Source organism: Dermacoccus sp. SAI-028 (genome assembly GCF_004346775.1).
GTDB lineage: Bacteria > Actinomycetota > Actinomycetes > Actinomycetales > Dermatophilaceae > Dermacoccus > Dermacoccus nishinomiyaensis.
On sequence record NZ_SMFS01000001.1, the window covers coordinates 777,319 to 802,808 of the forward strand.

Sequence of the window (25,490 nt, forward strand, 5' to 3'; positions counted from 1 at the left end):
CGTCAAATAGTGGTCGCCGTAGGAAAGGACAACGAGAGTGCTCATCGCACAGCGCCCCACGCTCTCCGAGGACGTGGTTTCCGAGAGCCGTTCGCGGTTCGTCATCGAGCCCCTGGAGCCGGGTTTCGGCTACACGCTCGGCAACTCGCTCCGCCGCACCCTGCTCTCGAGCATCCCGGGTGCCGCCGTCACCAGCATCCGCATCGACGGCGTCCAGCACGAGTTCTCGACGATCCCCGGCGTCAAGGAAGACGTCACCGAGGTCATCCTCAACATCAAGGGTCTGGTCGTCTCCTCGGAGCACGACGAGCCCGTCGTGATGTACCTGCGCAAGCAGGGCGCGGGTGTCGTCACCGCTGCTGACATCGCGCCCCCGGCCGGTGTCGAGGTGCACAACCCCGACCTCGAGATCGCGACGCTGAACGACAAGGGCAGCATCGAGATGGAGCTGACGGTCGAGCGCGGCCGCGGCTACGTCTCGGCGGCGCTGAACAAGTCGGCGGAGCAGGAGATCGGCCGCATCCCGGTCGACTCCATCTACTCGCCGGTGCTGGCCGTGACCTACAAGGTCGAGGCCACGCGTGTCGAGCAGCGCACCGACTTCGACAAGCTCATCGTCGACGTCGAGACGAAGAACTCGATGGCCCCGCGTGACGCCATGGCTTCGGCCGGCTCCACGCTCGTCGAGCTGTTCGGTCTCGCGCGCGAGCTCAACGTCGAGGCCGAGGGCATCGACATGGGTCCGTCCCCGACCGACGCAGCGCTCGCCGAGGACCTCGCTCTGCCGATCGAGGACCTCGACCTCACCGTCCGCTCCTACAACTGCCTCAAGCGCGAGGGCATCCACACCGTGGGTGAACTCGTGTCCCGCAGCGAGGCCGACCTGCTCGACATTCGCAACTTCGGTTCGAAGTCGATCCACGAGGTCGCCGACAAGCTGCGCGACATGGGCCTTCAGCTGAAGGACAGCCCGCCCGGGTTCGACGCCAGCGTCATCGCCGACCGCTACGACGAGGACGCCGACGGCGCGGACCTCGCCGAGGACGAGCAGTACTGAGCAGCTTTTCGGTACAGCGGTGAGCCTGCTCGCTGAGTTGAGCATTCTCGCAGCTGACCGGTAGACCAAGGAGAAAACATGCCTACCCCCACGAAGGGCGCCCGCGTCGGCGGCAGCCCGTCGCACGAGCGGCTGATCATGGCCAACATGGCCACTCAGCTGTTCACCCACGACCGCGTCACGACGACGGAGGCGAAGGCCAAGCGCCTGCGTCCGTACGCCGAGCGCCTCATCTCGTTCGGCAAGCGCGGCGACCTCGCCTCGCGTCGACGCGTGATGCGCAAGATCTCGGACAAGTCGGCCGTGCACCGTCTCTTCACGGAGATCGCACCCGACATGGCCGAGCGTCCCGGCGGCTACACGCGCATCACCAAGATCGCGCCGCGCAAGGGCGACAACGCCCCCATGGTCGTCATCGAACTGGTTCGCGAGGCCTACTCCGCGAAGCAGTCGACGGTCAAGGAGGCCGAGGCCGCCACGAAGCGCGCGGTCAAGGAAGACGCTGCGGCCGCTCCGGCAGCGGACGTCACGCCCGAGACCCCTGCCGCGACGGAGACGTCCGGCGGTGCCTCGAAGGCTGACGGCGACGCCTGATCGACCTGTCACGCACGATGCCCGCTTCCCCCTCAGGGGAGGCGGGCATCGTCGCGTCCGTGGTCGAGTTCGCGGGATAGGTTGGGCGGCATGCGTTTCAGGATCGACTTCGCCTACGACGGCACCGACTTCTCGGGGTGGGCCCGCCAGCCCGGACGTCGCACTGTCGAGGGAGAACTGACGGGTGCGCTCACGCGCGTCCTGCGCCGCGACGACGTCCGGCTGACGGTGGCCGGGCGCACCGACGCCGGCGTCCACGCGCGCGGTGGGGTGTGCCACGGCGACATCGGCGCCGACGCGTGGGCTGCGCTGCCGGGGCGAAGCGAGCGTGCGCCCGCGCAGGCGCTCGTCACGCGCCTCAACGGCGTCCTGGCGGGGGACGTCGTCGTCAAGGCCGCCAGTGAGCAGCCCGCGAGTTTCGATGCTCGCTTCTCGGCGCTGAAGCGCCGCTACAGCTATCGCCTGCTCGACGATGCGGCGCGCCTCGACCCGCTTCGCCGGCGCGACACCGTCGTCGTCAAGCGAAACCTGGACGTCGACGCGATGAACGCCGCGTCGGCCCTGCTCGTCGGGTTGCACGACTTCGCGGCCTACTGCAAGCCCCGCGAGGGTGCGACGACGATCCGCACGCTGCTCGACTACGCGTGGACGCGCGAGGCGGACGGCGTGCTCACCGCGCGGTTGGAGGCGGACGCGTTCTGCCACTCGATGGTGCGGGCCCTCATCGGCGGCGTCGTGCCGGTGGGGGAGGGGCGTCGCCCGATCGACTGGCCCGCGCAGGTACTGACTGCGGGGCGACGCGACCCGGGCGTCGTCGTCATGCCGCCGCACGGGCTGTGCCTCGAGGAGGTCAGCTACCCGAGCCCCGATCAGTTCGCGGCGCGCGATGCGGCGTCGCGCGTCATGCGTTCGGCGGCTGACCTCGATGGGGCAACCTGACCGCGTCGCGACCGCTGGCTCGACGTCAGCGCGGCGAATACGAGCGGAGTGGCCGGACGCGAGTGTCAGGACGCGTGGATTCGGCCCGTTCGCTCGAATTCATCGGCCGGTCATGGAGCTCGCCTGGGCCGGTGCTCACGTGACGTTCGGCAACGGCAGCGGGACGACGGTGACGGCGACCCGTCGCGCACCTGGGGTGCCTGCGCCGGCTCGGCGATACCGCGCAAGAAGCGCCTCCATCTCGGAGCGCAGAGCGCTCATCTGCTCCTCGCTCACGAGGACGGGGGAGTCGAACGCGCGGCACTCGTCCTGCCACACGTAGGGCCAGGCGTCCTGCTCGTCGACCCAGGCGTGGGCGCGCTCACTGACGTGCGTGATGAAGTCGTGCTCAAGCCAGCGCGCGTCTTCGGCGTCGGCGTCGTCGAGGAACTCGAGGGCATCGCTGGGATTCGCGTCATCGGTGTCGTCCGATTCGTCGACGAGAGCCCAGACGCGCGTCTTCGCGTTGCCGAGCCCGGTGTCCTCGACCAGGCCTGCGCTCTCGAGCACGCGCACGTGGTAGCTCGTCGCCCCGGTGTGCGTGCCGAGGGCTCGGGCCAGTTCGGCAGACGTCGAACCGCCGTGCAGACGCAGGTGCGCGAGGATGCGCGAACGCATCGGATGGGCGATGACGCGGTAGGGGTCGCTGCCCGCGGCCGTGTTCATGGCCCGAGGCTACCGGAGTCGATGGCGCGACGACGGAGGCGCCCATTTTGCACAATTGTTGTGCGATCGACCCGGAGGGCGTCGATCGACGGGTGTGGCGATCCGTGAAAGACATTGCGGCGCAAGGGGATACGTCATGACTGCACGATTTCGACCGGTTGTGCATCTGCCGTAGACTGGATGACTGTTGCTTCGTCGCAGCTGGTCGCATGCGGGCTGTCGCCCGGGCGGTGACCGCGCACGAAGTGGCCGCCCATCGTCAACGACAGAACGAAGGGAACGACCGTGCGTACGTTCACCCCCAACCAGGAGTCGGCTCAGGCTGACCGCACCTGGCACGTCATCGACGCCACCGACGTCGTTCTGGGTCGCCTCGCGTCCCAGACTGCATCGCTGCTGCGTGGCAAGCACAAGCCCACGTTTGCGCCGCACATCGACACCGGTGACTTCGTCATCATCATCAACGCCGACAAGGTCGCCCTCACCGGCGCCAAGCTCGAGAAGAAGAAGGCCTACCGTCACTCGGGCTTCCCCGGCGGTCTGACCTCGACCTCCTACACGGAGCTCATGGCGAAGGACCCGGAGAAGGCCGTCGAGAAGGCCGTCCGAGGCATGCTGCCCAAGACGAAGCTGGGCCGCGCCCAGATCGCCAAGCTCAAGGTGTACCGCGGTGCCGAGCACCCGCACGCCGCGCAGCAGCCCAAGCCGTTCGAGATCACCCAGGTCGCGCAGTAATCGCGCGCGCTGCTGAATTCTTAGGAGAACCGTGGCAGACCAGAACGTTGAGCTCGACGTCCTCGAGACGGACGAGCCGCAGCTGACCGAATACACGAGCGAGTCGACCGGCCCCGTCGGCGAGAACGGCGAGGTTCGTCGCCCGTCCGCTTCCGCGCCCGGCGCCGCGACCGGCCGCCGCAAGCAGGCCATCGCCCGCGTCCGCATCGTCCCCGGTACGGGCGAGTGGAAGATCAACGGCCGCACCCTCGAGGAGTACTTCCCGAACAAGGTGCACCAGCAGATCGTCAACGAGCCCCTCACGGTGCTCGAGCTGGACGGTGCGTACGACGTCCTCGTGCGCGTGCACGGCGGTGGCCCCTCGGGCCAGGCCGGTGCCGTTCGCCTCGGCGTCGCCCGTTCGCTGAACGGCGTCGACGAAGAGCTGAACCGTCCGATCCTCAAGAAGGCCGGCTTCCTCACGCGTGACGCACGCGTTCCGGAGCGCAAGAAGGCCGGCCTCAAGAAGGCCCGCAAGGCGTCGCAGTTCAGCAAGCGCTGATCCACGCGCTGCATTGCTCGAATCGCTCCGTATCCGGCCCATGCGCCGGGTGCGGAGCGATTCGCGTACCGCCGCGTATTGTGGAGAGAGATTCCGAAGACCTCAGGAGGGGCACATGGGCCGCATGTTCGGCACTGACGGTGTGCGTGGCGTCGCCAACCAGGACGTCACGGCAGAGCTCGCACTCGGGCTGTCCGTCGCAGCAGCACGGGTACTCGTCGAGGCCGGGGAGGTCTCGGCCGATCACGAGCGTCCTGTCGCCGTCGTCGGACGCGACCCGCGCGCGTCGGGGGAGTTCCTCGGTGCGGCCACCGTCGCCGGGCTCGCGAGCGCGGGCGTCGACGTCTACGACGCGGGCGTGCTGCCGACGCCGGCCATCGCCTACCTGACGGCGACGATGAACGCCGACCTCGGCGCGATGCTGTCGGCCTCGCACAACGCTATGCCAGACAACGGCATCAAGTTCTTCAGCCGCGGCGGCCACAAGCTGCCCGACGCGCTCGAGGACGCGATCGAGGCGCACCTGCACGAGGAGTACGAGCGTCCGACGGGTGCGTCGGTCGGTCGTGTGCATCCCTACGCCGAGGGCGGTGAGAAGTACATCGGTCACCTGCTCGGCGCGCTTCCGCACCGCCTCGAGGGCCTCAAGATCGTCGTCGACTGCGCGCACGGCGCGGCCTCCGTCGTCGGGCCCGAGGTGTTCCGCCGCGCGGGCGCGGACGTCGTCGTCATCGGTGCGACGCCGGACGGGCTCAACATCAACGACGGCTACGGCTCGACGCACCTGGAGAAGCTGCAGGAAGCGGTCGTCGCGAATGGAGCCGACTTCGGTGTGGCCTTCGACGGTGACGCGGACCGCTGCCTCGCCGTCGACGGAACGGGTGAGGTGGTCGACGGTGACCAAATCATGGCGATCCTCGCGCTCGACCTCAAGGAGCGCGGCGTGCTCGCCGAGGACACGCTCGTCGCGACGGTCATGAGCAACCTCGGCATGATCAAGGCGATGGAGCGCGAGGGCATCGCCGTCAAGCAGACCGGTGTCGGCGACCGCTACGTGCTCGAGGAGATGCGCCGCGGGTCGTACTCGCTCGGGGGCGAGCAGTCGGGGCACGTCATCGCACTCGACCACGGCACGACCGGTGACGGCGTGCTCACGGGCCTGCTCCTTGCTGCCCGCGTGGCCTCGAGTGGGCGCTCGCTCGCCCAGCTCGGCGCCGTCATGCAGCGGATGCCGCAGAAGCTCATCAACGTCAAGGGGGTCGACAAGTCGGCCGTCGATTCGCACGACGGCGTGCAGGCCGCTGTGCGCGCCGCCGAGAGCGACCTCGCCGGCGCCGGGCGCGTCCTGCTGCGCAAGTCGGGCACCGAACCGGTCGTGCGCGTCATGGTCGAGGCCGACACCGCCGAACGCGCGCAGGCCGTCGCGACGCACCTCGCCGACGTCGTCAAGCGCGAGCTGTCGATCGACTGAACTGCCGGCTGCGCGCTTTCGTCCTGCGCCCAGATGCACCCGGGTGCATCTGGGCGCAGTCGTGTGCCTCCCAGTCGTGTGGTGGCCCGGCGAGCTGTCGACGGGAGCTGACGGACAGCGCCGACGGCCGTCACGCGTGCGGGGTGTGTCACAGTGGCAGGCATGAGCCTGCCAGCCGCCCAGCCGAGTGGACGCAGCGACGTCGAGCCGTTCCACGTCATGGAGGTGCTCGCCGCGGCAGCGGAACGTCAGCGTACGCACGGCGACGTCATCAGCCTGTGCGCTGGCCAGCCCTCGACGGGCGCGCCGCGCGCAGCCCGGGAGGCGGCCGTCGCGGCGATCGAGGCCGATGCGCTCGGGTACACCGAGACGGTCGGCATCCGGCCGCTGCGTGAGGCGATCGCCGCGTATCACCGCGACCTCGGCGTCGACGACGTGAGTGCTGACGACGTCATCGTCACGACCGGGTCGTCGGGCGCGTTCACGCTGCTGTTCCTCGCTGCGTTCGACGGCGGCGACGAGGTGTGGATGACCCGCCCGGGCTACCCCGCCTACCGCAACACGCTGCGGGCGCTGGGGATGTCCGTCGTGGAGCTCGCGTGCGGCGCCGAGGTGCGCTACCAACCCACCGTCGCGATGCTCGAGGCGGAACGTGTCGCGCGCGGCGCCGCGCCGAAGGGGCTCGTCGTCGCGAGCCCCGCCAACCCGACGGGCACGATCATCGACGCGGACGAACTCGCAGCCATCGCGCGCTGGTGCGACGCGCACGGCGTGCTGCTCGTCAGCGACGAGATCTACCACGGCATCTCGTTCGGGCGCGCGACGTCGAGCGCGTGGCAGACGTCGCGCCAGGGCGCCGTCATCGGTTCGGTGTCGAAGTTCTTCTCCATGACGGGTTGGCGCGTCGGGTGGATGCTCGTGCCCGCGCACCTGCGCCGACGCGTCGCCATTCTCGCCTCGAATCTCACGATCTGCCCGCCGGCCGTGTCACAGCATGCGGCGCTCGCGGCCGTCGGCGAGGCGGCACGCGGTGAGCTGGAGGGGCACGTCGAGACGTACCGGCGCAATCGTGAGTTGGTGCAGCGGCGCCTTCCCGAGATCGGGGTGACGACCTACGCGCCACCGGACGGCGCGTTCTACGCCTGGTGCGACGTCGCGCACCTCACCGACGACTCCGTGCGCTGGTGCGCCGACGTGCTCGCCGCGACGGGCGTCGCCATCACCCCCGGGATCGACTTCGACCCCGTCGACGGGCACCGGTTCATGCGGATGAGCCTCGCTGTCGCGAGCGATGAGCTCGACGAGGCGTTCGACCGGATGGTGAGGTTCGTCGGTAGCTCGTCATGACGCTGTGACGTCCTGCGGTGCACCAGTCGTGCCGGCTACGTCAGACGGCGCCGGTCGCTCGGGCCCTACTGTTCGTGGGATGCACGTCGGCGCGTCAGGAACCCCCTGGTCTCCTGACGCGCCGCCGCGAGTCGTTGGGCTCAGATGAGCCCGAGTGCGCGGACGGCGTCGCGCTCGCTCTCGAGCTCGGCGACGCTTGCGTCGATGCGGGCGCGGCTGAACTCGTCGATCGTGAGGTCGGGAACGATCCGCCAGGCGCGCTCGGTGACGGTGACGGGGAAGCTCGACACGAGCCCCTCGGGCACGCCGTAGGAGCCGTCCGACGGCACGGCCATGGAGACGATCCGGTCGGTGCCGAGAGCCCAGTCGCGGGCGTGATCGATCGTCGCGCTCGCGGCGCTCGCCGCTGACGACGCGCCTCGGGCGTCGATGATCGCGGCGCCGCGCTTCGCGACCGTCGGGATGAAGACGTCGTTGAGCCAGGCGTCATCGCCCACCTCGAGGCGCGCGGCACGGCCATGGATCGTCGCGTGCGTGACGTCCGGGTACTGCGTGGCGCTGTGGTTGCCCCAGATGATGACGTCGTGGATGTCGGTGACGCTCGCACCCGTCTTCGCGGCGAGCTGCGCGACGGCGCGGTTCTGGTCGAGGCGCGTCAGCGCGCTGAAGCGTTCGTTCGGGATGTCACGTGCCGCATGCATCGCGATGAGGCAGTTCGTGTTCGCCGGGTTGCCGGTGACGGTGACCTGCACTTCATCGGCGGCAGCGTCGTTGAGCGCCTCTCCCTGCGGGCCGAAGATGTGGCCGTTGACCTCGAGCAGGTCGCCGCGCTCCATGCCCGGCCCGCGCGGCTTCGCGCCGACGAGCAGCGCGTGACTGACGCCGTCGAACATGCGGCGCGCGTCGGAGCCGGTCTCCGTGCCTGCGAGCATTGGGAACGCGCAGTCCTGCAGCTCCATGACGGTGCCCTCCAGCTTGCGGAGCGCTTCGTCGACCTCGAGCAGGCGCAGCTCTACGGGCTGGTCGGGGCCGAGCAGTTCACCCGCGGCGATGCGGAAGAGGAGGCTGTAACCGATGGCGCCAGCGGCTCCGCTGACGGCAACGCGAACGGCGGGCTTGGGCATGACGGCTCATTTCGTCGGCGGGTTCCCGGACGAGACGTCGGGTCACCACTGACGGTAGGCCGAGCCGGCCCGCCGCGTCAGGGCCGAACGTCCCTGCGGGCCCTCCCGAGGCCCCGGAGTGTGCGAGTGGCCCGGGAGGGGCGCACAGCAGCCTGTGCGTGCCGCGACATCAGGCGTGCCGCCACCCGCTGGGGGTGGCGGCATGGCGACAGCGGCGGACGATCAGGCCGTGATGTCACCCAGGGTGCCGACGACGTGCGCCTCGCCCTCACCGATGTCGTAGTGCACGGCGACGACGGCGAGCCGGCCGGCGTCGATGCGATCACGGATCAGCTGACTGCGCTGGGGGAGGAGCTCGCTCGTCGCCCGGGCATGCTCGGCCTCGAACTGCTCGCCGGTCGTCAGCCCGTGCTTGCGTCCGTGCAGGATCGACGGCATGACGCGCTCGATGATCGTGTGGAGGTACCCCGGCGGCATGTCGCCGGTCTCCTCGGCGGCGAGCGTCGCGTTGATGGCGCCGCAGCTCTTGTGCCCGAGCACGACGACGAGCGGTGCGCGCAGCACCTCGGTGCCGAACTCGATCGAGCCGAGCACGCTGGGGTCAAGCACGTGGCCCGCGGTGCGCACGACGAACAGATCGCCGAGGCCCTGGTCGAAGATCATCTCGGCCGGCACGCGGGAGTCGCCGCACCCGAAGATGACGGCCTGGGGTGCCTGCCCGGCGACGAGCTCGCGCCGGCGCTCGCCGTCACTGTGCGGGCGCTGCGTCGTGCCGGAGACGAAGCGTCGGTTGCCCTCGACGAGGGTGTCCCAGGCCTGCTGCGGCGTGAGGGTGCTGCTCATGGTGGCTCCTTGGTGATGACGTCGGCGCCGTCAGCTCAGGCCGGGGCGGGTGGTGATGGTCATGGCGGTGGGCTTCGCCGTGGCGGCGAAGAAGTCGTTGCCCTTGTCGTCGACGACGATGAACGCGGGGAAGTTCTCGACCTCGATCTTCCACACGGCCTCCATGCCGAGCTCAGGGTATTCGAGCACCTCGACCTTCTTGATGCAGTCGAGGGCGAGACGCGCGGCCGGGCCGCCGATCGAGCCGAGGTAGAACCCGCCGTACTCCTGGCAGGCCTCCGTCACCTGGGCGCTGCGGTTGCCCTTGGCGAGCATCACCATCGAGCCGCCGGCGGCCTGGAACTGCTTGACGTACGAATCCATGCGCCCGGCCGTCGTCGGCCCGAACGAACCGGACGCCATGCCCTCCGGCGTCTTCGCGGGGCCTGCGTAGTAGACCGGGTGGTCCTTGAGGTACTGCGGCATCTCCTCGCCGGCGTCGAGGCGCTCCTTGATCTTCGCGTGCGCGATGTCGCGCGCGACGACGAGCGTCCCCGTCAGCGAAAGGCGAGTCTTGACGGGATGCTTGCTCAGCTCGGCGCGGATCTCGTCCATCGGGCGGCTCAGGTCGATGTCGACGGCGGCGCCCTTGCCGGTCGAGCCCGCGCCGGTCGCCTCGTCGCCGCTCTCGATGAGGTGCGCCTCGGTGACGTCGGGCAGGAACTGCGCCGGGTCGGTCTCGAGCTGCTCGATGAACACGCCCTCGCGCGTGATCTTGCCGAGCACCTGACGGTCGGCCGAGCAGCTGACGGCGATCGCGACGGGCAGCGACGCGCCGTGGCGCGGGAGGCGGACGACGCGCACGTCGTGACAGAAGTACTTGCCGCCGAACTGCGCGCCGATGCCGAAGTTGCGCGTCAGTTCGAGGATCTGCTCCTCGAGCTCCGGGTCGCGGAAGCCGTGGCCGGTGGCGGCGTCACCGGACGTCGGCAGCTCGTCGAGGTACTTCGCGCTCGCGTACTTCGCGGTCTTGAGCGCGAACTCGGCGCTCGTGCCGCCGATGACGACGGCGAGGTGGTACGGCGGGCACGCGGCGGTGCCGAGGCTGCGCAGCTTCTCGTCGAGGAACTCGAGCATGCGCTTGGGGTTGAGGATAGCCTTCGTCTCCTGGTACAGGAACGACTTGTTGGCGCTGCCGCCGCCCTTGGCCATGAAGAGGAACTTGTAGGTGGTCTCGTGGCCCGGCTGGCTGTCGGCGTAGATCTCGATCTGCGCGGGCAGGTTCGAGCCGGTGTTCTTCTCGTCCCACATCGTCAGCGGCGCCATCTGGCTGTAGCGCAGATTGAGTTTCGTGTACGCGTCGTAGACGCCCTCCGCGAGCGACGCCTCGTCGGGAGCGGGGTCGTGCTCGTCACGCGCGACGAGCACCTGCGAACCCTTCTTGCCCATGACGATCGCCGTGCCCGTGTCCTGACACATCGGCAGGACGCCCGCCGCCGCGATGTTCGCGTTCTTGAGCAGGTCGAGCGCGACGAACTTGTCGTTGTTGCTCGCCTCGGGATCGTCGAGGATCTTGCGCAGCTGCGCGAGGTGAGACGTACGCAGGTAGTGCGCGATGTCGTGCATCGCGGTGGCCGACAACGTCTCCAGGGCCGAGGGGTCGACCTCGAGGAAGGTGCGCCCGCCGGGGCCCTCGAGCGTGCGCACCCCGTCGCTCGTCAGCTTGCGGTAGGTGGTCGTGTCCTCGCCGGTGGGCAGCAGGTCGGAGTACGCGAAATCAGCCATGCGTGGAGACTATCGGAGCGCGACGCGGCTGCGGCCCGACGAGCCGGCGGCGCCGCCGTCAGGGCATGCGCGGGTGGGGTGTGAATGCTGACGAAAATCGCAGATGTGGACGCAGATCGCAGGCGGGGAGGGCGAACGTAGCACCCCTGATCGCGCGATCGTGTAACGGCTCAATAACCGTTTGGTCTCCCTGGCGGTGCAAGTATGGCGTCCATCACAGCGTGCGTGGATGATGAGTTGTCGATTAACAAGGATGGAGCGGTGTTCATGAACACATCCAAGTCACGCAGGCGAGTGGCTGCCGCAGCATCGATGGCGATGCTCGCGACGACCGCGCTCGCCGGGTGCGGTGGCGACAGCGGGGGCGGCACGCCCACGCTGACCTGGTACATCAACCCGGACGTCGGCAACTCCGACGCCTCCAAGGGTGGCCAGGCCACACTCGCCGCGAACTGCACGAAGGCCTCCGGCGGCAAGTACAAGATCAAGGTCGAGCTGCTGCCGAACTCGGCCTCCGACCAGCGCACGCAGCTGCTGCGTCGCCTCGCCGCGGGCGACAGCTCGATGGACCTCATGAGCACCGACCCGGCGTTCGTCACCGAGTTCGCTGCTGCGGGCTACCTCGCGCCCGTGCCGGAGTCGATGCAGAAGAACTTCACGGAGGACCGCGTCCAGAGCTCCATCGACGCCTCGATGTACAAGGGCAAGCTGACGTCCGTGCCGTTCTGGGCGAACACGCAGCTGCTCTGGTACAAGAAGTCGGTCGCGCAGAAGGCCGGTCTCGACATGAGCAAGCCGGTGACGTGGGATCAGGTCATCGACGCCGCGAAGAAGACGAAGACGAACGTCGGCGTCCAGGGCAAGCTCTACGAGGGCTACGCCGTGTGGATCAACGCGCTCGTCGCGGGCGGCGGCGGCAAGATCGTCGAGGACCCGAGTGCGACGTACGAGAACATCAAGCTCGGCCTCGACTCGGACGCCGGCAAGAAGGCCGCGTCGATCATCAACAAGGTCGCGACGTCGGGCGTCGGCGGCCCCGCGATCGGTTCGTCCGACGAGACGGCGTCGCTGACGCTGTTCCAGTCGCCGAGCGGCGGTTTCCTCGTCAACTGGCCCTACTCCTACGGTGCCATCCAGAAGGCCGCGCCGAAGGTGGCCGAGGACGTGGCGGCCGCGGTCTACCCGCGCACCGACGCCTCGCACGACGCCGCGCCTCCGTTCGGTGGTATCCAGCTCGCCGTCGGCAAGAACTCGAAGCACACCGACCTCGCCTACCAGGCGGCGGAGTGCATCACGAACGAGAAGAACACGACGGCGTACATGGTTGCCTCGGGCAACCCGAGCAGCCGCAAGGCCTCGTACGACTCGGCGGACGTCAAGAAGGCCTTCCCGAACGGGATCGCCGCCCAGATCCGCACCTCGCTGGACAAGGCCGTGCCGCGTCCGCTCTCGCCCTACTGGGGTGACATCTCCGGGGCTCTGCAGCAGCAGTTCTCGCCGCCGTCGAAGGTGACGCCGAACACTCCGGCCGAGGCCCAGAAGTTCATCCTCGACGTCCTGAAGGGGAAGGCCCTGCTGTGAGTACCGCTGCATCCATGGAGAAGAGTGCGGCCACCGGTGTCGCAACGGGGGCGAAGCGCAAGAAGGCGCCGCTCTCCGATCGCGCACGCGCCGAGCGCAACCTCGGGTGGAAGCTCGCGGGGCCGGCGTTCGTCGTCATGTGTCTCGTGACGCTGTACCCGATCCTCAACGCGCTGTACCTGTCGTTCTTCAAGTACCGCCTCACCGACCCGGCGGGCAAGAAGTTCGTGTGGTTCCAGAACTACGCCTCCGCGCTCAAGGACTCGCTGTTCTGGAACGCCATGGGCACGACGCTCATCATCACGATCGTCACGGTCGTCGTCGAGCTGATCCTCGGCTTCGCCATCGCGATGCTCATGAACAAGATCGTCATGCCACGACGCACGCTGCGCACCGTCGTCCTGCTGCCGTACGCGATCATCACGGTCGTCTCCGCGTTCGCGTGGAAGTTCGGCTTCGACGTCAGCACCGGCTTCGTCAACCACTGGCTGCACACCCTGACGTTCGGCTCGTTCCCGCTCGACTACGACTGGTTCGGTCAGCGGGGCAGCTCGCTGTTCGTCATCTGCCTGTCGGAGATCTGGAAGACGACGCCGTTCATGTCACTGCTGCTGCTGACGGGCCTCGCACAGGTCGACTCCTCGATGGAGGAGGCCGCCAAGGTCGACGGCGCCACCTGGTGGCAGCGCCTCACGAAGGTGATCCTGCCGAACATGAAGGCCGCCATCATGGTCGCCCTGCTGTTCCGCACGCTCGACGCCTTCCGCATCTTCGACAACCCGTACGTCATGACCGGCGGCGCCAACGACACGACGAGCCTTTCGATGCTCGTCTCCCGTGAAGCGATCGATCGCGTGGAGATCGGCATGGGCTCTGCCCTCGCTGTCATCCTCTTCCTCTGCGTGCTCATCATCGCGGCGATCTTCGTCAAGGGCTTCAAGGTCGACCTCGCTGCCGGGAGGAACAACTGATGGAAACCAACGTCTCGAACAAGGCCAAGTGGGGGATGTTCGGTTTCGCCATCCCCGTCATGATCTGGACGCTGCTGCCGCTCGTGTGGATCTTCGCGCTGTCGCTCAAGAGCGACGCAGCCCTCACGGACACGACGGGCAAGGAGAACAGCTTCGGCAACTTCTTCCCGACGCACCCGAGCTGGGACAACTACGAGTTGATCCTCAAGGGGGGAGCGTCCGACCTGTTCATGCCGGCGCTGTGGCACTCGATCGTCGTGTCGCTGCTCGCCACGCTGATCTCTGTCATCCTCGCGACGTTCTGCGCCTACGCGATCGCCCGCCTCGACTTCCCGGGCAAGAAGATGATCCTGACGATGGCGCTCGCCGTCTCGTTCTTCCCGGTCATCGCGATGGTGACGCCGCTGTTCAACATGTGGCGTCAGATCGGGCTGTTCGACACGATCCCCGGCCTCGTCATCCCGTACCTCGCGCTGACGCTGCCGCTGGCGATCTGGACGCTGTCCGCGTTCTTCCAGCAGATCCCGTGGGAGATGGAGCAGGCCGCCCAGGTCGACGGTGCGACGTCGTGGCAGGCGTTCCGCAAGGTCATCGCGCCGCTCGCCGGCCCGGGTGTCTTCACGACGGCCATCATCACGTTCTTCACGGCGTGGAACGACTTCGTGTTCGCCATCTCGCTGACGTCGGGCAACGCCCGCACGGTGCCCGCCGCGCTGAGCTTCTTCACCGGCGCCAGCCAGTTCACGCAGCCGACGGGCGCCATCGCCGCGGCCGCCGTCATCGTGACGATCCCCGTCATCATCCTCGTCCTGATCTTCCAGCGTCGGATCGTCTCCGGCCTCACCTCCGGCGCCGTCAAGGGCTGACGCCCGCCTCTTTAGGAGAGACACCTCATGTCCAGCATCCAGCTCAAGAACATCGTCAAGAAGTACGGCGACGGATTCCCGGCCGTCAACGACGTCAGCCTCGACATCGCCGACGGCGAGTTCATGATCCTCGTCGGCCCGTCCGGCTGCGGTAAGTCGACGCTGCTGCGCATGGTCGTCGGCCTCGAGGACATCACCTCCGGTGACCTCGAGATCAACGGCAAGCGCGTCAACGACCTCGCACCGCGCGACCGCAACCTCGCGATGGTGTTCCAGAACTACGCCCTCTACCCGCACCTGACGGTGTTCGAGAACATCGCGTTCCCGCTGCGGCTCAACAAGGGCAAGGTGAGCGATGACGAGATCCAGCGCAAGGTGCGCGAGGCGAGCAAGATGCTCGAACTCGACGAGCACCTCGAGCGCAAGCCCGGCAACCTCTCCGGTGGTCAGCGTCAGCGTGTCGCGATGGGCCGCGCGATCGTCCGCGACGCCGACGCGTTCCTGTTCGACGAGCCGCTGTCGAACCTCGACGCCAAGCTGCGCGGGCAGATGCGGACGGAGATCGCGCGCATGCAGCGTCGCCTCGGCATCACGACGATCTACGTCACGCACGACCAGACCGAGGCCATGACGCTCGGTGACCGCGTCGCCGTGCTGAAGAAGGGCGTGCTGCAGCAGTGTGCGAGCCCGCGCGAGCTGTACGAACAGCCCGCCAACCTCTTCGTCGCGGGCTTCATCGGCTCGCCGCCGATGAACTTCGTGCCCGCACGGGTCGAGGACACCACGCTGCGTCTGCCGTTCGCGACCGTGCCGATGACGGAGCAGCTCGCCCGTGACGTCGCGGGCAAGGACATCGTCATCGTCGGCATCCGCCCCGAGTACATCAAGGACGCCGAGGTCAACCCGGTCTCCGGTGGCGCGACGTTCAAGGCCGTCGTCGACCAGACGGAGTGGCTCGGCAACGAGCAGTACGCCTACATCCCGTTCGAGCAGGACCCGGCCGCGAAGCAGCACCTCGACGCGCTCGAGAAGGACCTCGACGGTGAGGGCGCTCGCAGCCAGCTCGTCGTCAACCTCGACGCTCGCTCGCAGATCTTCGAGGGCGACGAGGTCGAGTTCGCGTTCGACCCGGCACACATGCACGTGTTCGACCCGGAATCGGGCCACAACTACACGCGCAACGAGGAGAAGGCCACCCAGATCGCGGCGAACTCGGAGAAGCAGCGCAAGGCCGCGCTGCAGCGTGCCAAGGAGCGTGACGCCCGCGGCGCCATCTCCGGAGGAACGGACGTCTGAGCGTTTGATGTGAGCCTCATGCTCGGGTTCACCCCGAGCATCGGTTGAGGTCACGCTCCAGTAGAGGTCGAGGGCCCGCATCGGTGACGATGCGGGCCCTCGTGCTGTGTTCGTGCGGCATCCGAATACTGCGCGGTGGGGCTGCGTTGCAAGGACGCTGCCCTCGCAAGGACGGTGCTCGGCATGGCTGTGCTGTGTCGCCGTCGGGCCGTGGTTGTGCGCCGGGTGCACTGGCGCAAGCGTCGAGACCTGGTGCGAGCTCAGAGGCCGGCGATCTCTTCACGCGTGGGCGGGTTCGAGCCGGCGCGCGTCACCGTCGCCGAGGATGTGGCGATGGCGCGCGCGAGGGCGGGGCGCACGTCGTCCTCGCGGGCGTGCGCGAGGCGCTGACGGGCCTCGACACCGCCGAGCAGCCCGAGGTCGAGCAGCCCCGAGATGAGCCCTGACATGAACGAGTCGCCGGCGCCGACGGTGTCGGCGACCTCGACGGAGCGCCCGGCCACCTCGAAGGTGCCGCTCTCGGCGAGGCGGACGTGCGCTCCGTCACCGCCGCGGGTGATGATGACGAGTCGCGGCCCGAGGCCGGCCCACAACTCGGCGACCTCCTCGACGCTGCGGCCCGGGTAGAGCCACTGCGCGTCCTCGTCGGAGGACTTGATGACATCGACGTACCCGCAGAACTGCTCGACGCGCTCGCGCTCGTCGTCGGGGCTGCCCATGAGGGAGGGGCGCACGTTCGGGTCGAACGACGTCGTCGCGGACGCGTGAGCGGCCTTCAAAGCCTCGAAGACCGACGCGGAGCCCGGGGTGAGCGAGGCGCCGATCGAGCCGGTGTGGACGTGCGCGACATCCGTCGGCAGGCCCGTGACCGCCGGCCAGTCGATGGCGAAGTCGTACGTTGCGGCGCCGTCGTCATCGAGGTGGGCCTGAGCTGTCGACGTGGCGTCGAGGTCGAAGCTCGCGACCGTCAGCTCGACGCCCTCGTCGGTGAGCAGGCGCTGGATGCGGTGACCCCGCTCGTCCTCGCCGAGGTGCGTGGCGAGGACGGCGGGGTGGCCGAGGCGCGACAGCCCGACCGCGACGTTGAGCGGGCTGCCACCGACGTGTTCCGCGCTCTCGCCGTCGCGAGGATGGACGACGTCGATGAGGGCCTCACCGATGACGAGCGTGGTGGCGGTACTGGGCTGGGTCATGCGTCGGCTCCTGGCGTCTCGTCGCCGCGGCCGGCGTCATGCGCTGCCCCGACTTACTGGTACTGCTCCGAAGCGTATTCAGCCACCTTGCTCAGGCGGTGCTCGGCCTCGATGGTTCGTACGGTACCGCTCTTGCTGCGCATGACGAGCGAGCTCGTCGTGCAGCCGTTCTCGCGGTAGCGCACACCCTTGAGCAGTTCACCGTCGGTGATGCCCGTCGCGACGAAGAAGCAATTGTCGCCGCGGACGAGGTCGTTCGTCGTCAGCACACGATTGACGTCGTGGCCCGCGTCGAGGGCGCGCTGCTTCTCCTCGTCGTCCTTCGGCGCGAGACGGCCCTGGATGACGCCGCCGATGCACTTGATCGCGCACGCGGTGATGATGCCCTCAGGCGTGCCGCCGATGCCGAGCAACAGGTCGACACCCGTGTTGGGGCGGGCAGCCATGATGGCGCCGGCGACGTCGCCGTCGGAGATGAACTTGATGCGCGCGCCGGCGTCGCGGATCTCCTGCGCGAGCGGCTCATGGCGCGGGCGATCGAGCAGCACGACCGTGACGCCGTTGTTCGTCGTGTTCTTCGCCTTCGCGATGCGGCGGATGTTCTCGGCGACGGGCAGGCGGATGTCGACGACGTCCGCGGCCTCGGGGCCGGTGACGAGCTTGTCCATGTAGAACACGGCACTCGGGTCGTACATCGAGCCGCGCTCGCTGACGGCGAGGACGGAGACGGCGTTCGGCATGCCCTTCGCCGTCAGCGTCGTGCCGTCGATCGGGTCGACGGCGACGTCGACGTCAGGGCCCGTGCCGTCGCCCACCTGCTCACCGTTGAACAGCATCGGGGCCTCGTCCTTCTCGCCCTCGCCGATGACGACGGTGCCGTTCATGCTCACCGTCGAGATGAGGGTGCGCATCGCCTCGACGGCGGCGCCGTCCGCGAGGTTCTTCTCACCGCGACCGACCCAGGGGCCGGCGGCCATGGCGGCCGACTCGGTGACGCGCACGAGTTCGAGCGCCAGGTTGCGGTCGGGGATCTGGTAGGTGGGCAGCTTCGATGTCACGGTCGGTGTCTCCTCGATGTCGCACTGGTGTGGCGGCTGGCTCCCGCGGTGCTCGAGGCGGCGTGGCCGGGGCGGCGGACCGCCCCGGTTTCCGCTGACGCGGGTGCGTCGGCGAACATGGGGGAGTGAGTACCCCGCACGAGAAGGCCACGACCACCGAGCCGACACAGCCTGCGTCAGCGCCGGCCATGCCCCCGCCCCCTCCGCCGAAGCGGCGCGGGATGCAGGGAAACGCCAAGAGCATGGTCCTGTCCATGATCGCTTGTATCGCCGGCTGTTTGGTGATTTTGGCCCTCATTCCTCGTCAGGGGGCCACGAAACTGCCCACCGTGCAGGCGTCACAGATCGCGCGCGAGGTGTCGTCGACGAAGCACTGGGACGTCGCCGTCGCCGACGGGCTCGGTTCGCCGTGGCGTGCCGTCAACGTCGCGATCGTGCCGGGCGACAAGGATCACGCGGAGCGTTGGCGCGCGGGCTATCAGGGTGACGGTGAGGACTACGTCTCGATCCAGCAGCGCAAGGACGGCGGCGCGGCGTGGATCAAGGACGTTGCATCCGGCTCTGATGCCGGCAGCGTCGACCTCGGGGGCGTGAGCTGGCGCAAGGTCGAGATGCAGTCGGGCCAGAAGGGGCTCGTGCGCTCGCAGCCGCTCGCCGGGCTCGACACCGTCGTCACCGGCAAGGGCTCGTGGGCCCAGTTGCAGCAGATCGCCACGGCGGCCAAGCCGTACAGCCAGATCGCGAAGTGAGCGAACGCGAGCGTCGGGAACGCTGAACTCGGACGCGCTCAGGCCGGGCGCGCGTAGTGCCCGGCGCGCGGCGCGTCAGGCTCGTTCGCTGCCGTTCTCTCGGCGCGCGACGGCTTCTTCGATGCGCGACTGTGCCCCGTCGAGCCACCGCGTGCAGTGATCGGCGAGGGCCTCGCCGCGCTCCCACAGCCGCATGCTCTCCTCGAGCGGCGCGCGACCACCTTCGAGCGTCGTGACGATCTGGGCGAGCTCGTCGCGAGCCTGTTCGTAACCCATGCTCGCGATGTCGGCGTTTGTGGCATCGGTCGCGCTCGCGGGCACGGTGCCAGGGGTGCCGGCCTGGGCGGCATCGGTCGAGTCGTGGTTCATGACGTCCTCGGACGCCTCGTTCGCGGGTGCCTCGTGCGTGTCGCTCATGCGTCGTCCTCGGTGGTCTCGGATCGGGTGGTGGGCGTCGCATCGTCAGCCGTCGCCGGTGCATTCTTCTTCTTGGCCTTCGGGGCATCGGACGCGCTTCCCTGCGTCGCTTTCTTAGACGATGCAGCCGTGCGCGCCTTCGTTGTCGCAGGCGTCCCCGCTCGGCGCGTCCGCGGTTTGCCGCTGTAGGGCGTGACGGCGAAGTTGCCCTGCGACACGGTCACCTTGAGGATGTCGTCGACGCTGACGTCGTCGCGAGCCATGACGAGGGAGCCATCGGCGTGCTGGACGACGGCGTACCCGCGATCGAGGGTCTTCTGCGGGGACAGGGCGATCACCTGGGCGCGCCCGTGAGCGATCTGGTCGCGCGCGCGGGTGAGACGTTGCCGCATCGCGTAGGCGCTGCGGTTCGTGAGGCGGTCGACCTCGTCGCGTTGCTGGGTGACGAGGGTGCCCGGTTCGCGCAGCACGGGCCGCCCGACGAGGGAGTTGAGGTGGCGCCGTTCGGCGGCGAAGCGGCCGCGCAGGCCTTGGCTGAGCCGCGTGCGGTGTTGCGCGAGGGCGGCCTGTTCGGCGGCCAGATCCGGTACGACGAGCTTGGCGGCGTCCGTCGGGGTCGAGGCGCGTCGGTCGGCGACGTGATCGAGCAGCGGCGTGTCGACGTCGTGCCCGATGGCGCTGACGACGGGAGTGCGCGCGGCGCTGACGGCCCGCACGAGCGTCTCGTTGCTGAACCCGAGCAGGTCCTCGAAGGAGCCGCCGCCGCGCGCGATGACGATGACGTCGACGTGGTCGAGACCGTCGAGTTCGCGCAGGGCGCCGCTGACGGCGGTGACGCAGTCGGGGCCCTGGACGGGAACGTGGCGGATCTCGAAGTGGGCGGCCGGCCAGCGGCGTCGCGCGTTCTCGACGACGTCGTTCTCGGCTGCGCCCTCACGCCCGGTGATGAGCCCGATGACGCGGGGCAGGAACGGCAGCGGCCGTTTGCGGTCGGGGGCGAACAGGCCCTCTGCGGCGAGCGTGCGCTTGAGCTGTTCGAGGCGCAGGAGCAGTTCGCCCTCGCCGACGGGCCGCATCGTGCGGCCCTCCATCATGAGGCTGCCGCGCTTCGTCCAGAACGTCGGTTTGGCGTGCACGACGACGCGCGCCCCTTCACGAACCGCGGGGCCCATCGCGTTGAGCGTGTTCGTCGGAACGGTGAGGGAGAGGGACATGTCGACGTCGGCGTCCCGCAGCGTCAAATACGCCGTGCGGGCGCGGATGTTGAGTTGCACGATCTGCCCCTCGACCCACAGCGGCGACATGCGATCGACGTACTGCGCGATCTTCATGCTGAGCACGCGCACCGGCCACGGCTGCTCGGCGGTCGTGTCGCCCGCGAGGGCCGGAAGGCCCGCCGGCGTGCCCGTGCCTGGGGGTGTGCTCGTCACGGGGCAACTCTACGGGGGCGAGGCGCCACGCTCGGGTGCGAAGGACGAATGCGGCGGTGAGGTGCGCTCTGCGGGAGCGAACAGTCTGCGGCGCTCGCGTTCGCGACCCCACGACGCGTGATGCCGCTCCCACTCGCTCGGCCTCGGAGGCCGTGGTCGTTACGATGGTGGGCGTGGATACCCAGACGAAGCGAGTTCTCCTGGCCGCGCCGCGCGGATACTGCGCGGGCGTGGATCGGGCCGTCATCACCGTCGAGAAGGCTCTCGACCTCTACGGCCCGCCGGTGTACGTGCGCAAGGAGATCGTCCACAACAAGCATGTCGTGACGACGCTCGAGAAACGCGGCGCGATCTTCGTCGACGAGACCGACCAGGTGCCTGAGGGCGCGACCGTCATCTTCTCTGCGCACGGGGTCGCTCCCGTCGTTCACGAGGAGGCGAAGGCGTTGAGCCTCAAGACGATCGACGCCACATGCCCGCTCGTCACGAAGGTGCACCGCGAGGCCACGCGCTTCGCGAGCCAGGACTACGACATCCTGCTCATCGGGCACGAGGGGCACGAGGAGGTCGTCGGCACTGCGGGTGAGGCGCCCGAGCACATCACGCTCGTCGACGGGCCCGACGATGTCGTCAACGTCGAGGTGCGCGACCCGGAGCGCGTCGTGTGGTTGTCGCAGACGACGCTGAGCGTCGACGAGACGATGGAGACGGTGCGCCGGTTGCGCGAGAAGTTTCCGCACCTGCAGGATCCGCCGAGCGACGACATCTGCTATGCGACGCAGAACCGTCAGCTCGCCGTCAAGCAGATGGCGCCCGAGTGCGACCTCATGATCGTCGTCGGCTCGCGCAACTCGTCGAACTCGGTCCGTCTCGTCGAGGTGGCGCTGGAGCACGGTTCGCGCGCCGGGCACCTCGTGGACTACGCCGATGAGCTCGACGAGGCATGGCTCGACGGGGTCACGACCGTCGGTGTGACCTCGGGGGCATCGGTGCCGGAGATCCTCGTGCGGGGCGTGCTCGACTACCTCGCCGCCCGCGGCTATGAGGACGTCAAGCCGATCGTCGCCGCCGAGGAGAGCCTGCTGTTCGCGCTGCCCAACGAACTGCGCCGTGACCTCAAGGCGCGCGGCATGTCCGACTCGATGCGCGGCGGCGAGCAGGTCGTTCAGGGCGCCGACTCGCTTCACTGAGACATGCCGCCACGCTGACGCGTGCGGGCGCCGGGCCCTCGCTCCGTGTCGGAGCGGGGGCCTTCGACATCCCATCCAGCATGCCCGGCCGCGCACCGTCAGCCCCGCTCGTCCGAGGGGTTGCCCGGCGCGGGTTCGGCGAGCACGGGCTCGAGCAGCGCCTCGTGGGTGAGTGGGCGCGGCGTCACGTCGAGGGGCGCGACGCCACGCGGCGGGGTGGCGGAGACGTCGAGGTCGTGCATCCGGCGCGCGGTGACGAGCACGCGGCTCTCGAGCGAGCCGACGAACAGGTTGTACGCCTCGACGCTGCGTCGCAACGAGCCGCCGAGATCGTGGGTGTGCTTGGCGAGCACTCCGATGCGGTCGTAGAGCTCGCGGCCGAGCGTCAGCAGCTCACGCGCGTTCTCCTCGAGCGTCGCCTGCTGCCACATCGCGCTGACGCTGCGCATCGTCGCGATGAGGGTGCTCGGCGAGGCGAGCACGACGTGACGCTCCATCGCCTCCTCGAGCAAACCGGGGTCGGCATTGAGCGCGGACGCGAGAATGGCGTCGCCCGGCACGAAGCAGATGACGAACGCGGGCGCCTGCGGCAGTGCCGTCCAGTAACGCTTCGAGGCGAGCGTGTCGACGTGCGAGCGCAGCTGCTTGGCGTGGCGCCCCAACGCGGCGCTGCGGGCGCGTTCGTCGAGGTCCGCCTCCTGCGCCGCGAGGAACGCACTCAGCGGCGCCTTGGCATCGATGACGAGCGAACGCTCGCCCGGCAGATGGACGACGACGTCGGGGCGCACGTCGTCACCGGTGTCGTTGCGCCCGCGCCACTGCTCGTCGAAGTCGCAGCGACGCAGCATGCCCGACAGCTCGAGGATGCGCCGCAACTGCGATTCGCCCCACTGCCCGCGCACGCTCGAGGCGTTGAGCGAACCGGCCAGCGATGAGGTCTCGCGCCGCAGCTCGTCCGTCGTGGCAGTGACGCGGCGCAGGGCGACGTCGACAGAGCTGAACTGCTCGACACGGTCGCGTTCCAGCGTCGCGACCTGGCGCTCGACGCGGCTCAGGGCGTCACGCAGGGGCCCCAGAAGGGCGGCCGTCTGCGCGTCGTCGCTCACCGTCGCCTCGAGGTCGACGATGCGTTCACGCAGCACGTCGCGCTCGGCCTGCGCCGCGGCGAGCTGTGCGACGTCGTCCGTCGGGGTCACGGCCGTGCGTCGCAGGGCGACCCACATGGCGAGGGCTCCGAGGGCGAGGCCGGCGACGAACGTCACGAAGATGGCTGTTGTCTGCACGGGTGAAACTCAAGCATCTGCCGCCGACAACCCCGGAACGGCGCGGTTTGTCGGTGCGCTGCGTGTGCGGTGGAGGTGCCAGGTCGGTGCCTGTCACCACCGTGCGGTGGCGGGGTCAGTGCTCCCGTGTGGCGACCGCGGCGGGTGAGGTCGGGCTCGGCCCGAGTTGCGCGCGTAGCCACCGTTCGGAGGAACGGTGGCGCATGGCGTCGCTGAGGTGGCGCCAGACGAGGCGTTGCACGACGAGCGTCAGCACGCCCGCGATGATCATTCCGGCCAGGTTCATCCCGAGCTGCGCGGCGGATCCGGTGATCTCGGCCGCGTCGAAGATGGCGAGGCCGAGGGCGAGGTTTCCGGCGGCGGGCACCGTCGTGACGGAGATGAAGACGCCCACCATGGCGCTCGTCTTGTCGGTCGCCAGGGCGAGCACCCCGGCCGTGCCGGCGAGCAGCGCCACGATGAACGACCACAGGTCGGGGCGCCAGATGAAGCCCGTCTGAGGGCGGGGGCGTGTCACGTCGGCGGCCGAGACGACGTCGAGCGATGCCGCGAGCAGGGCGGCGAGCATGATGACGACGATGGCGAACGCGAATGTCCACAGCAGGGTGGCGGCGCTGCGCGCGGCGAGGCGCCAACGTCCGAGGGCGATGCCGGTGCAGATCGCGGCTATGACGGCGAACTCGGGCCCGACGACCATCGCGCCGACGACGAGGACGGCCGAGTCGGTGATGACGGCGATGCTCGCGAGGGCCGTTGCGATGCAGAGGAACACGAGGTAGGTCGCCGTCGGTGAGCTCGCCTTCTCTGCCTCTCGTTCGACGAGGTGCCAGATCACGGCGTCGTCCGGGTCGCCGTGCGCGGCTTCTTCGACGTCGTGCGCGGCGTCGAACGGGGTGCCGAGGGGTTGGCCGATGACGATGCCGCCGCGGTGGCCGAGGCCGACGGCGTTGAGGTCGTCGAGGACGGCGGTGGCGGCTTCGCGGGCGACGTCGGCTTCGAAGACGTCGCCGGCCGGTTTGAGGGACGCGCCGCGCAGGTGGGTGAGGTTGGTGAGGCGGGCGTCGTCGCTCAGGGTGTCGCGGACGGCGTCGGTGAGGTCCGTCGGCACGTTGAGACGCAGGTGCACGAGCATGGCGTCATTGTGTCAGCGCCGCTGATGTCGAAGGCGTCCGTCGGATGAAGCCGGCGCGGGCGGTGGCACGTAGACTCTTCTCTCGTGGCTCTTACCATCGGAATCGTCGGTCTCCCCAACGTCGGCAAGTCGACCATGTTCAACGCTCTGACGAAGAACAACGTGCTCGCTGCCAACTATCCCTTCGCAACGATCGAGCCGAACGTCGGTGTCGTGCCGTTGCCGGATCCGCGGTTGAAGAAGCTCGCGGAGATCTTCGGTTCGGCGGCGATCCTGCCGGCGACGGTGTCGTTCGTCGACATCGCGGGCATCGTCAAGGGTGCGTCCGAGGGGGAGGGGCTGGGGAACAAGTTCCTCGCCAACATTCGTGAGGCGGACGCGATCTGCCAGGTCGTGCGCGCGTTCGTCGATGACGACGTGCACCATGTCGACGGCAAGGTGTCGCCGAGTTCGGATCTGGAGACGATCAACACCGAGCTGATCCTCGCCGATCTGCAGACGCTGGAGAAGGCTGTGCCGCGTCTGGAGAAGGAGGTCAAGGGCAAGAAGACCGAGAAGTCGGTCTATGACGCTGCCCTGGCCGCGCAGAAGGTGCTCGAGGAGGGCAAGACGCTGAGCTCCGTCGGTTTCGACACGAGCGAGATCCGCGAGCTCGGGCTGCTGACGGCGAAGCCGTTCATCTATGTGTTCAACGTCGACGAGTCGCAGCTGACGGACGAGGCGTTCCAGGCCGAGATGCAGGCGCTCGTCGCGCCGGCGGAGGCGATCTTCCTCAATGCGCAGCTCGAGTCCGAGGTCGCCGAGCTCGACGAGGACGACGCGAAGGAGCTGCTCGAGTCGGTCGGTATCACCGAGCCGGGCCTGGAGCAGCTCGCGCACAAGGGTTTCAACACGCTCGGGCTGCAGACGTATCTGACGGCCGGGCCGAAGGAGACGCGCGCCTGGACGATCGGCAAGGGCTGGACGGCGCCCATGGCCGCCGGCGTCATCCACACCGACTTCCAGAAGGGCTTCATCAAGGCTGAGATCATCTCATTCGACGATCTCGTCGAGTGTGGTTCGGTGGCCGAGGCTCGCGCGAAGGGCAAGGCCCGCATGGAAGGCAAGGACTACGTCATGCAGGACGGCGACGTGGTGGAATTTAGATTTGCGCTTTAGCCTCTCCACAGAGCTATTTGGGCCGCACCAAGTGATTTGATCCCGG

The 25,490-nt window shown here is 68.7% G+C and carries 24 protein-coding genes; 14 read left to right on the forward strand and 10 right to left on the reverse strand.

Going from position 1 to position 25,490, the window contains the following annotated elements; all coding sequences use genetic code 11:
• Positions 1-37: 37 nt before the first annotated feature.
• The 3 genes from EDC82_RS03620 to truA all read left to right on the forward strand — a co-directional run bounded on the left by EDC82_RS03620 (position 38) and on the right by truA (position 2,590).
• Complete coding sequence (locus EDC82_RS03620) at positions 38-1,057, forward strand: DNA-directed RNA polymerase subunit alpha (RefSeq protein WP_006946192.1); 1,020 nt, start codon at positions 38-40, stop codon at positions 1,055-1,057.
• Between the two features lie 78 nt (positions 1,058-1,135).
• A complete protein-coding gene (gene rplQ / locus EDC82_RS03625; protein ID WP_038567125.1) occupies positions 1,136-1,651 on the forward strand; it encodes a 50S ribosomal protein L17 in 516 nt (171 codons plus the stop codon).
• A gap of 90 nt (positions 1,652-1,741) precedes the next feature.
• Positions 1,742-2,590: a tRNA pseudouridine(38-40) synthase TruA gene (gene truA / locus EDC82_RS03630; protein WP_131940633.1), complete on the forward strand. Its 849-nt coding sequence runs from the start codon at positions 1,742-1,744 to the stop codon at positions 2,588-2,590.
• 135 nt (positions 2,591-2,725) lie between these two features.
• On the opposite strand, the gene EDC82_RS03635 is transcribed toward truA, so the two are convergent.
• Positions 2,726-3,295 (reverse strand): helix-turn-helix domain-containing protein, encoded by a 570-nt coding sequence (locus tag EDC82_RS03635; RefSeq protein ID WP_074045773.1) that lies wholly within the window; start codon positions 3,293-3,295, stop codon positions 2,726-2,728.
• A gap of 285 nt (positions 3,296-3,580) precedes the next feature.
• Here EDC82_RS03635 and rplM point away from each other — a divergent pair, with 285 nt between their 5' ends.
• The 4 genes from rplM (at position 3,581) to EDC82_RS03655 (ending at position 7,389) form a co-directional block, all read left to right on the forward strand.
• Positions 3,581-4,030, forward strand: coding sequence for a 50S ribosomal protein L13 (gene rplM, locus EDC82_RS03640; protein ID WP_006946227.1), 450 nt, complete (start codon positions 3,581-3,583; stop codon positions 4,028-4,030).
• 31 nt (positions 4,031-4,061) lie between these two features.
• Entirely contained in the window at positions 4,062-4,571 is a 510-nt protein-coding gene (gene rpsI / locus EDC82_RS03645; protein ID WP_006946115.1) for a 30S ribosomal protein S9, read from the forward strand.
• Positions 4,572-4,686: 115 nt separating this feature from the next.
• The gene (glmM, locus tag EDC82_RS03650; protein ID WP_038567134.1) at positions 4,687-6,042 is read left to right on the forward strand and encodes a phosphoglucosamine mutase; all 1,356 of its coding nucleotides are present in this window, start codon (positions 4,687-4,689) and stop codon (positions 6,040-6,042) included.
• Between the two features lie 162 nt (positions 6,043-6,204).
• Complete coding sequence (locus tag EDC82_RS03655) at positions 6,205-7,389, forward strand: aminotransferase class I/II-fold pyridoxal phosphate-dependent enzyme (protein WP_131940635.1); 1,185 nt, start codon at positions 6,205-6,207, stop codon at positions 7,387-7,389.
• Between the two features lie 140 nt (positions 7,390-7,529).
• Here EDC82_RS03655 and EDC82_RS03660 read toward each other — a convergent pair whose 3' ends face one another.
• From EDC82_RS03660 to EDC82_RS03670, 3 genes are all read right to left on the reverse strand, one after another.
• Positions 7,530-8,513, reverse strand: a complete 984-nt coding sequence (locus tag EDC82_RS03660) for a malate dehydrogenase (protein ID WP_131940637.1) — start codon at positions 8,511-8,513, stop codon at positions 7,530-7,532.
• Positions 8,514-8,735: 222 nt separating this feature from the next.
• Positions 8,736-9,356 carry a carbonic anhydrase gene (locus EDC82_RS03665; RefSeq protein ID WP_131940639.1) on the reverse strand — a complete coding sequence of 207 codons (621 nt, stop codon included), beginning with the start codon at positions 9,354-9,356 and terminating at the stop codon, positions 8,736-8,738.
• A 30-nt stretch (positions 9,357-9,386) separates the two neighbouring features.
• A complete protein-coding gene (locus EDC82_RS03670; protein WP_131940641.1) occupies positions 9,387-11,120 on the reverse strand; it encodes a fumarate hydratase in 1,734 nt (577 codons plus the stop codon).
• Between the two features lie 267 nt (positions 11,121-11,387).
• On the opposite strand from EDC82_RS03670, the gene EDC82_RS03675 reads away from it, so the two are divergent.
• Genes EDC82_RS03675 through EDC82_RS03690 form a run of 4 tightly spaced genes read left to right on the forward strand, consistent with a single transcriptional unit; the run spans position 11,388 to position 15,834 of the window.
• Positions 11,388-12,701: an extracellular solute-binding protein gene (locus EDC82_RS03675; RefSeq protein ID WP_040014836.1), complete on the forward strand. Its 1,314-nt coding sequence runs from the start codon at positions 11,388-11,390 to the stop codon at positions 12,699-12,701.
• Between the two features lie 14 nt (positions 12,702-12,715).
• Positions 12,716-13,672, forward strand: a complete 957-nt coding sequence (locus EDC82_RS03680; RefSeq protein WP_006946255.1) for a carbohydrate ABC transporter permease — start codon at positions 12,716-12,718, stop codon at positions 13,670-13,672.
• Positions 13,672-14,538 carry a carbohydrate ABC transporter permease gene (locus EDC82_RS03685; protein WP_006946055.1) on the forward strand — a complete coding sequence of 289 codons (867 nt, stop codon included), beginning with the start codon at positions 13,672-13,674 and terminating at the stop codon, positions 14,536-14,538. Before EDC82_RS03680 ends, EDC82_RS03685 begins: the two co-directional genes overlap by 1 nt.
• A gap of 27 nt (positions 14,539-14,565) precedes the next feature.
• A complete protein-coding gene (locus EDC82_RS03690; RefSeq protein WP_006946297.1) occupies positions 14,566-15,834 on the forward strand; it encodes an ABC transporter ATP-binding protein in 1,269 nt (422 codons plus the stop codon).
• A 260-nt stretch (positions 15,835-16,094) separates the two neighbouring features.
• On the opposite strand, the gene EDC82_RS03695 is transcribed toward EDC82_RS03690, so the two are convergent.
• Together EDC82_RS03695 and glpX are read right to left on the reverse strand one after the other, a co-directional pair.
• Positions 16,095-17,027, reverse strand: coding sequence for a carbohydrate kinase (locus tag EDC82_RS03695; protein ID WP_006946224.1), 933 nt, complete (start codon positions 17,025-17,027; stop codon positions 16,095-16,097).
• A gap of 53 nt (positions 17,028-17,080) precedes the next feature.
• Positions 17,081-18,085, reverse strand: a complete 1,005-nt coding sequence (gene glpX, locus EDC82_RS03700; protein WP_006946101.1) for a class II fructose-bisphosphatase — start codon at positions 18,083-18,085, stop codon at positions 17,081-17,083.
• Between the two features lie 242 nt (positions 18,086-18,327).
• Here glpX and EDC82_RS03705 point away from each other — a divergent pair, with 242 nt between their 5' ends.
• Positions 18,328-18,834 (forward strand): DUF4245 family protein, encoded by a 507-nt coding sequence (locus tag EDC82_RS03705; protein ID WP_255569623.1) that lies wholly within the window; start codon positions 18,328-18,330, stop codon positions 18,832-18,834.
• Positions 18,835-18,909: 75 nt separating this feature from the next.
• Here the strand turns inward: EDC82_RS03705 and EDC82_RS14860 are convergent, their stop codons facing one another.
• Together EDC82_RS14860 and xseA are read right to left on the reverse strand one after the other, a co-directional pair.
• On the reverse strand, positions 18,910-19,251 hold the full coding sequence (locus tag EDC82_RS14860; protein WP_131940643.1) for an exodeoxyribonuclease VII small subunit: 342 nt from the start codon (positions 19,249-19,251) through the stop codon (positions 18,910-18,912).
• Entirely contained in the window at positions 19,248-20,681 is a 1,434-nt protein-coding gene (gene xseA, locus EDC82_RS03715) for an exodeoxyribonuclease VII large subunit (protein WP_131940645.1), read from the reverse strand. Before xseA ends, EDC82_RS14860 begins: the two co-directional genes overlap by 4 nt.
• A 164-nt stretch (positions 20,682-20,845) precedes the next feature.
• On the opposite strand from xseA, the gene EDC82_RS03720 reads away from it, so the two are divergent.
• Positions 20,846-21,871 (forward strand): 4-hydroxy-3-methylbut-2-enyl diphosphate reductase, encoded by a 1,026-nt coding sequence (locus EDC82_RS03720; RefSeq protein WP_115296505.1) that lies wholly within the window; start codon positions 20,846-20,848, stop codon positions 21,869-21,871.
• A gap of 98 nt (positions 21,872-21,969) precedes the next feature.
• Here EDC82_RS03720 and EDC82_RS03725 read toward each other — a convergent pair whose 3' ends face one another.
• Entirely contained in the window at positions 21,970-23,154 is a 1,185-nt protein-coding gene (locus EDC82_RS03725) for a DNA recombination protein RmuC (RefSeq protein ID WP_038567159.1), read from the reverse strand.
• A gap of 115 nt (positions 23,155-23,269) precedes the next feature.
• On the reverse strand, positions 23,270-24,286 hold the full coding sequence (locus EDC82_RS03730; RefSeq protein WP_062258639.1) for a DUF389 domain-containing protein: 1,017 nt from the start codon (positions 24,284-24,286) through the stop codon (positions 23,270-23,272).
• 84 nt (positions 24,287-24,370) lie between these two features.
• Between EDC82_RS03730 and ychF the strand changes: the two genes are divergently transcribed.
• Positions 24,371-25,444 carry a redox-regulated ATPase YchF gene (ychF, locus tag EDC82_RS03735; protein ID WP_006946293.1) on the forward strand — a complete coding sequence of 358 codons (1,074 nt, stop codon included), beginning with the start codon at positions 24,371-24,373 and terminating at the stop codon, positions 25,442-25,444.
• The last annotated feature ends 46 nt before the right edge of the window (positions 25,445-25,490 follow it).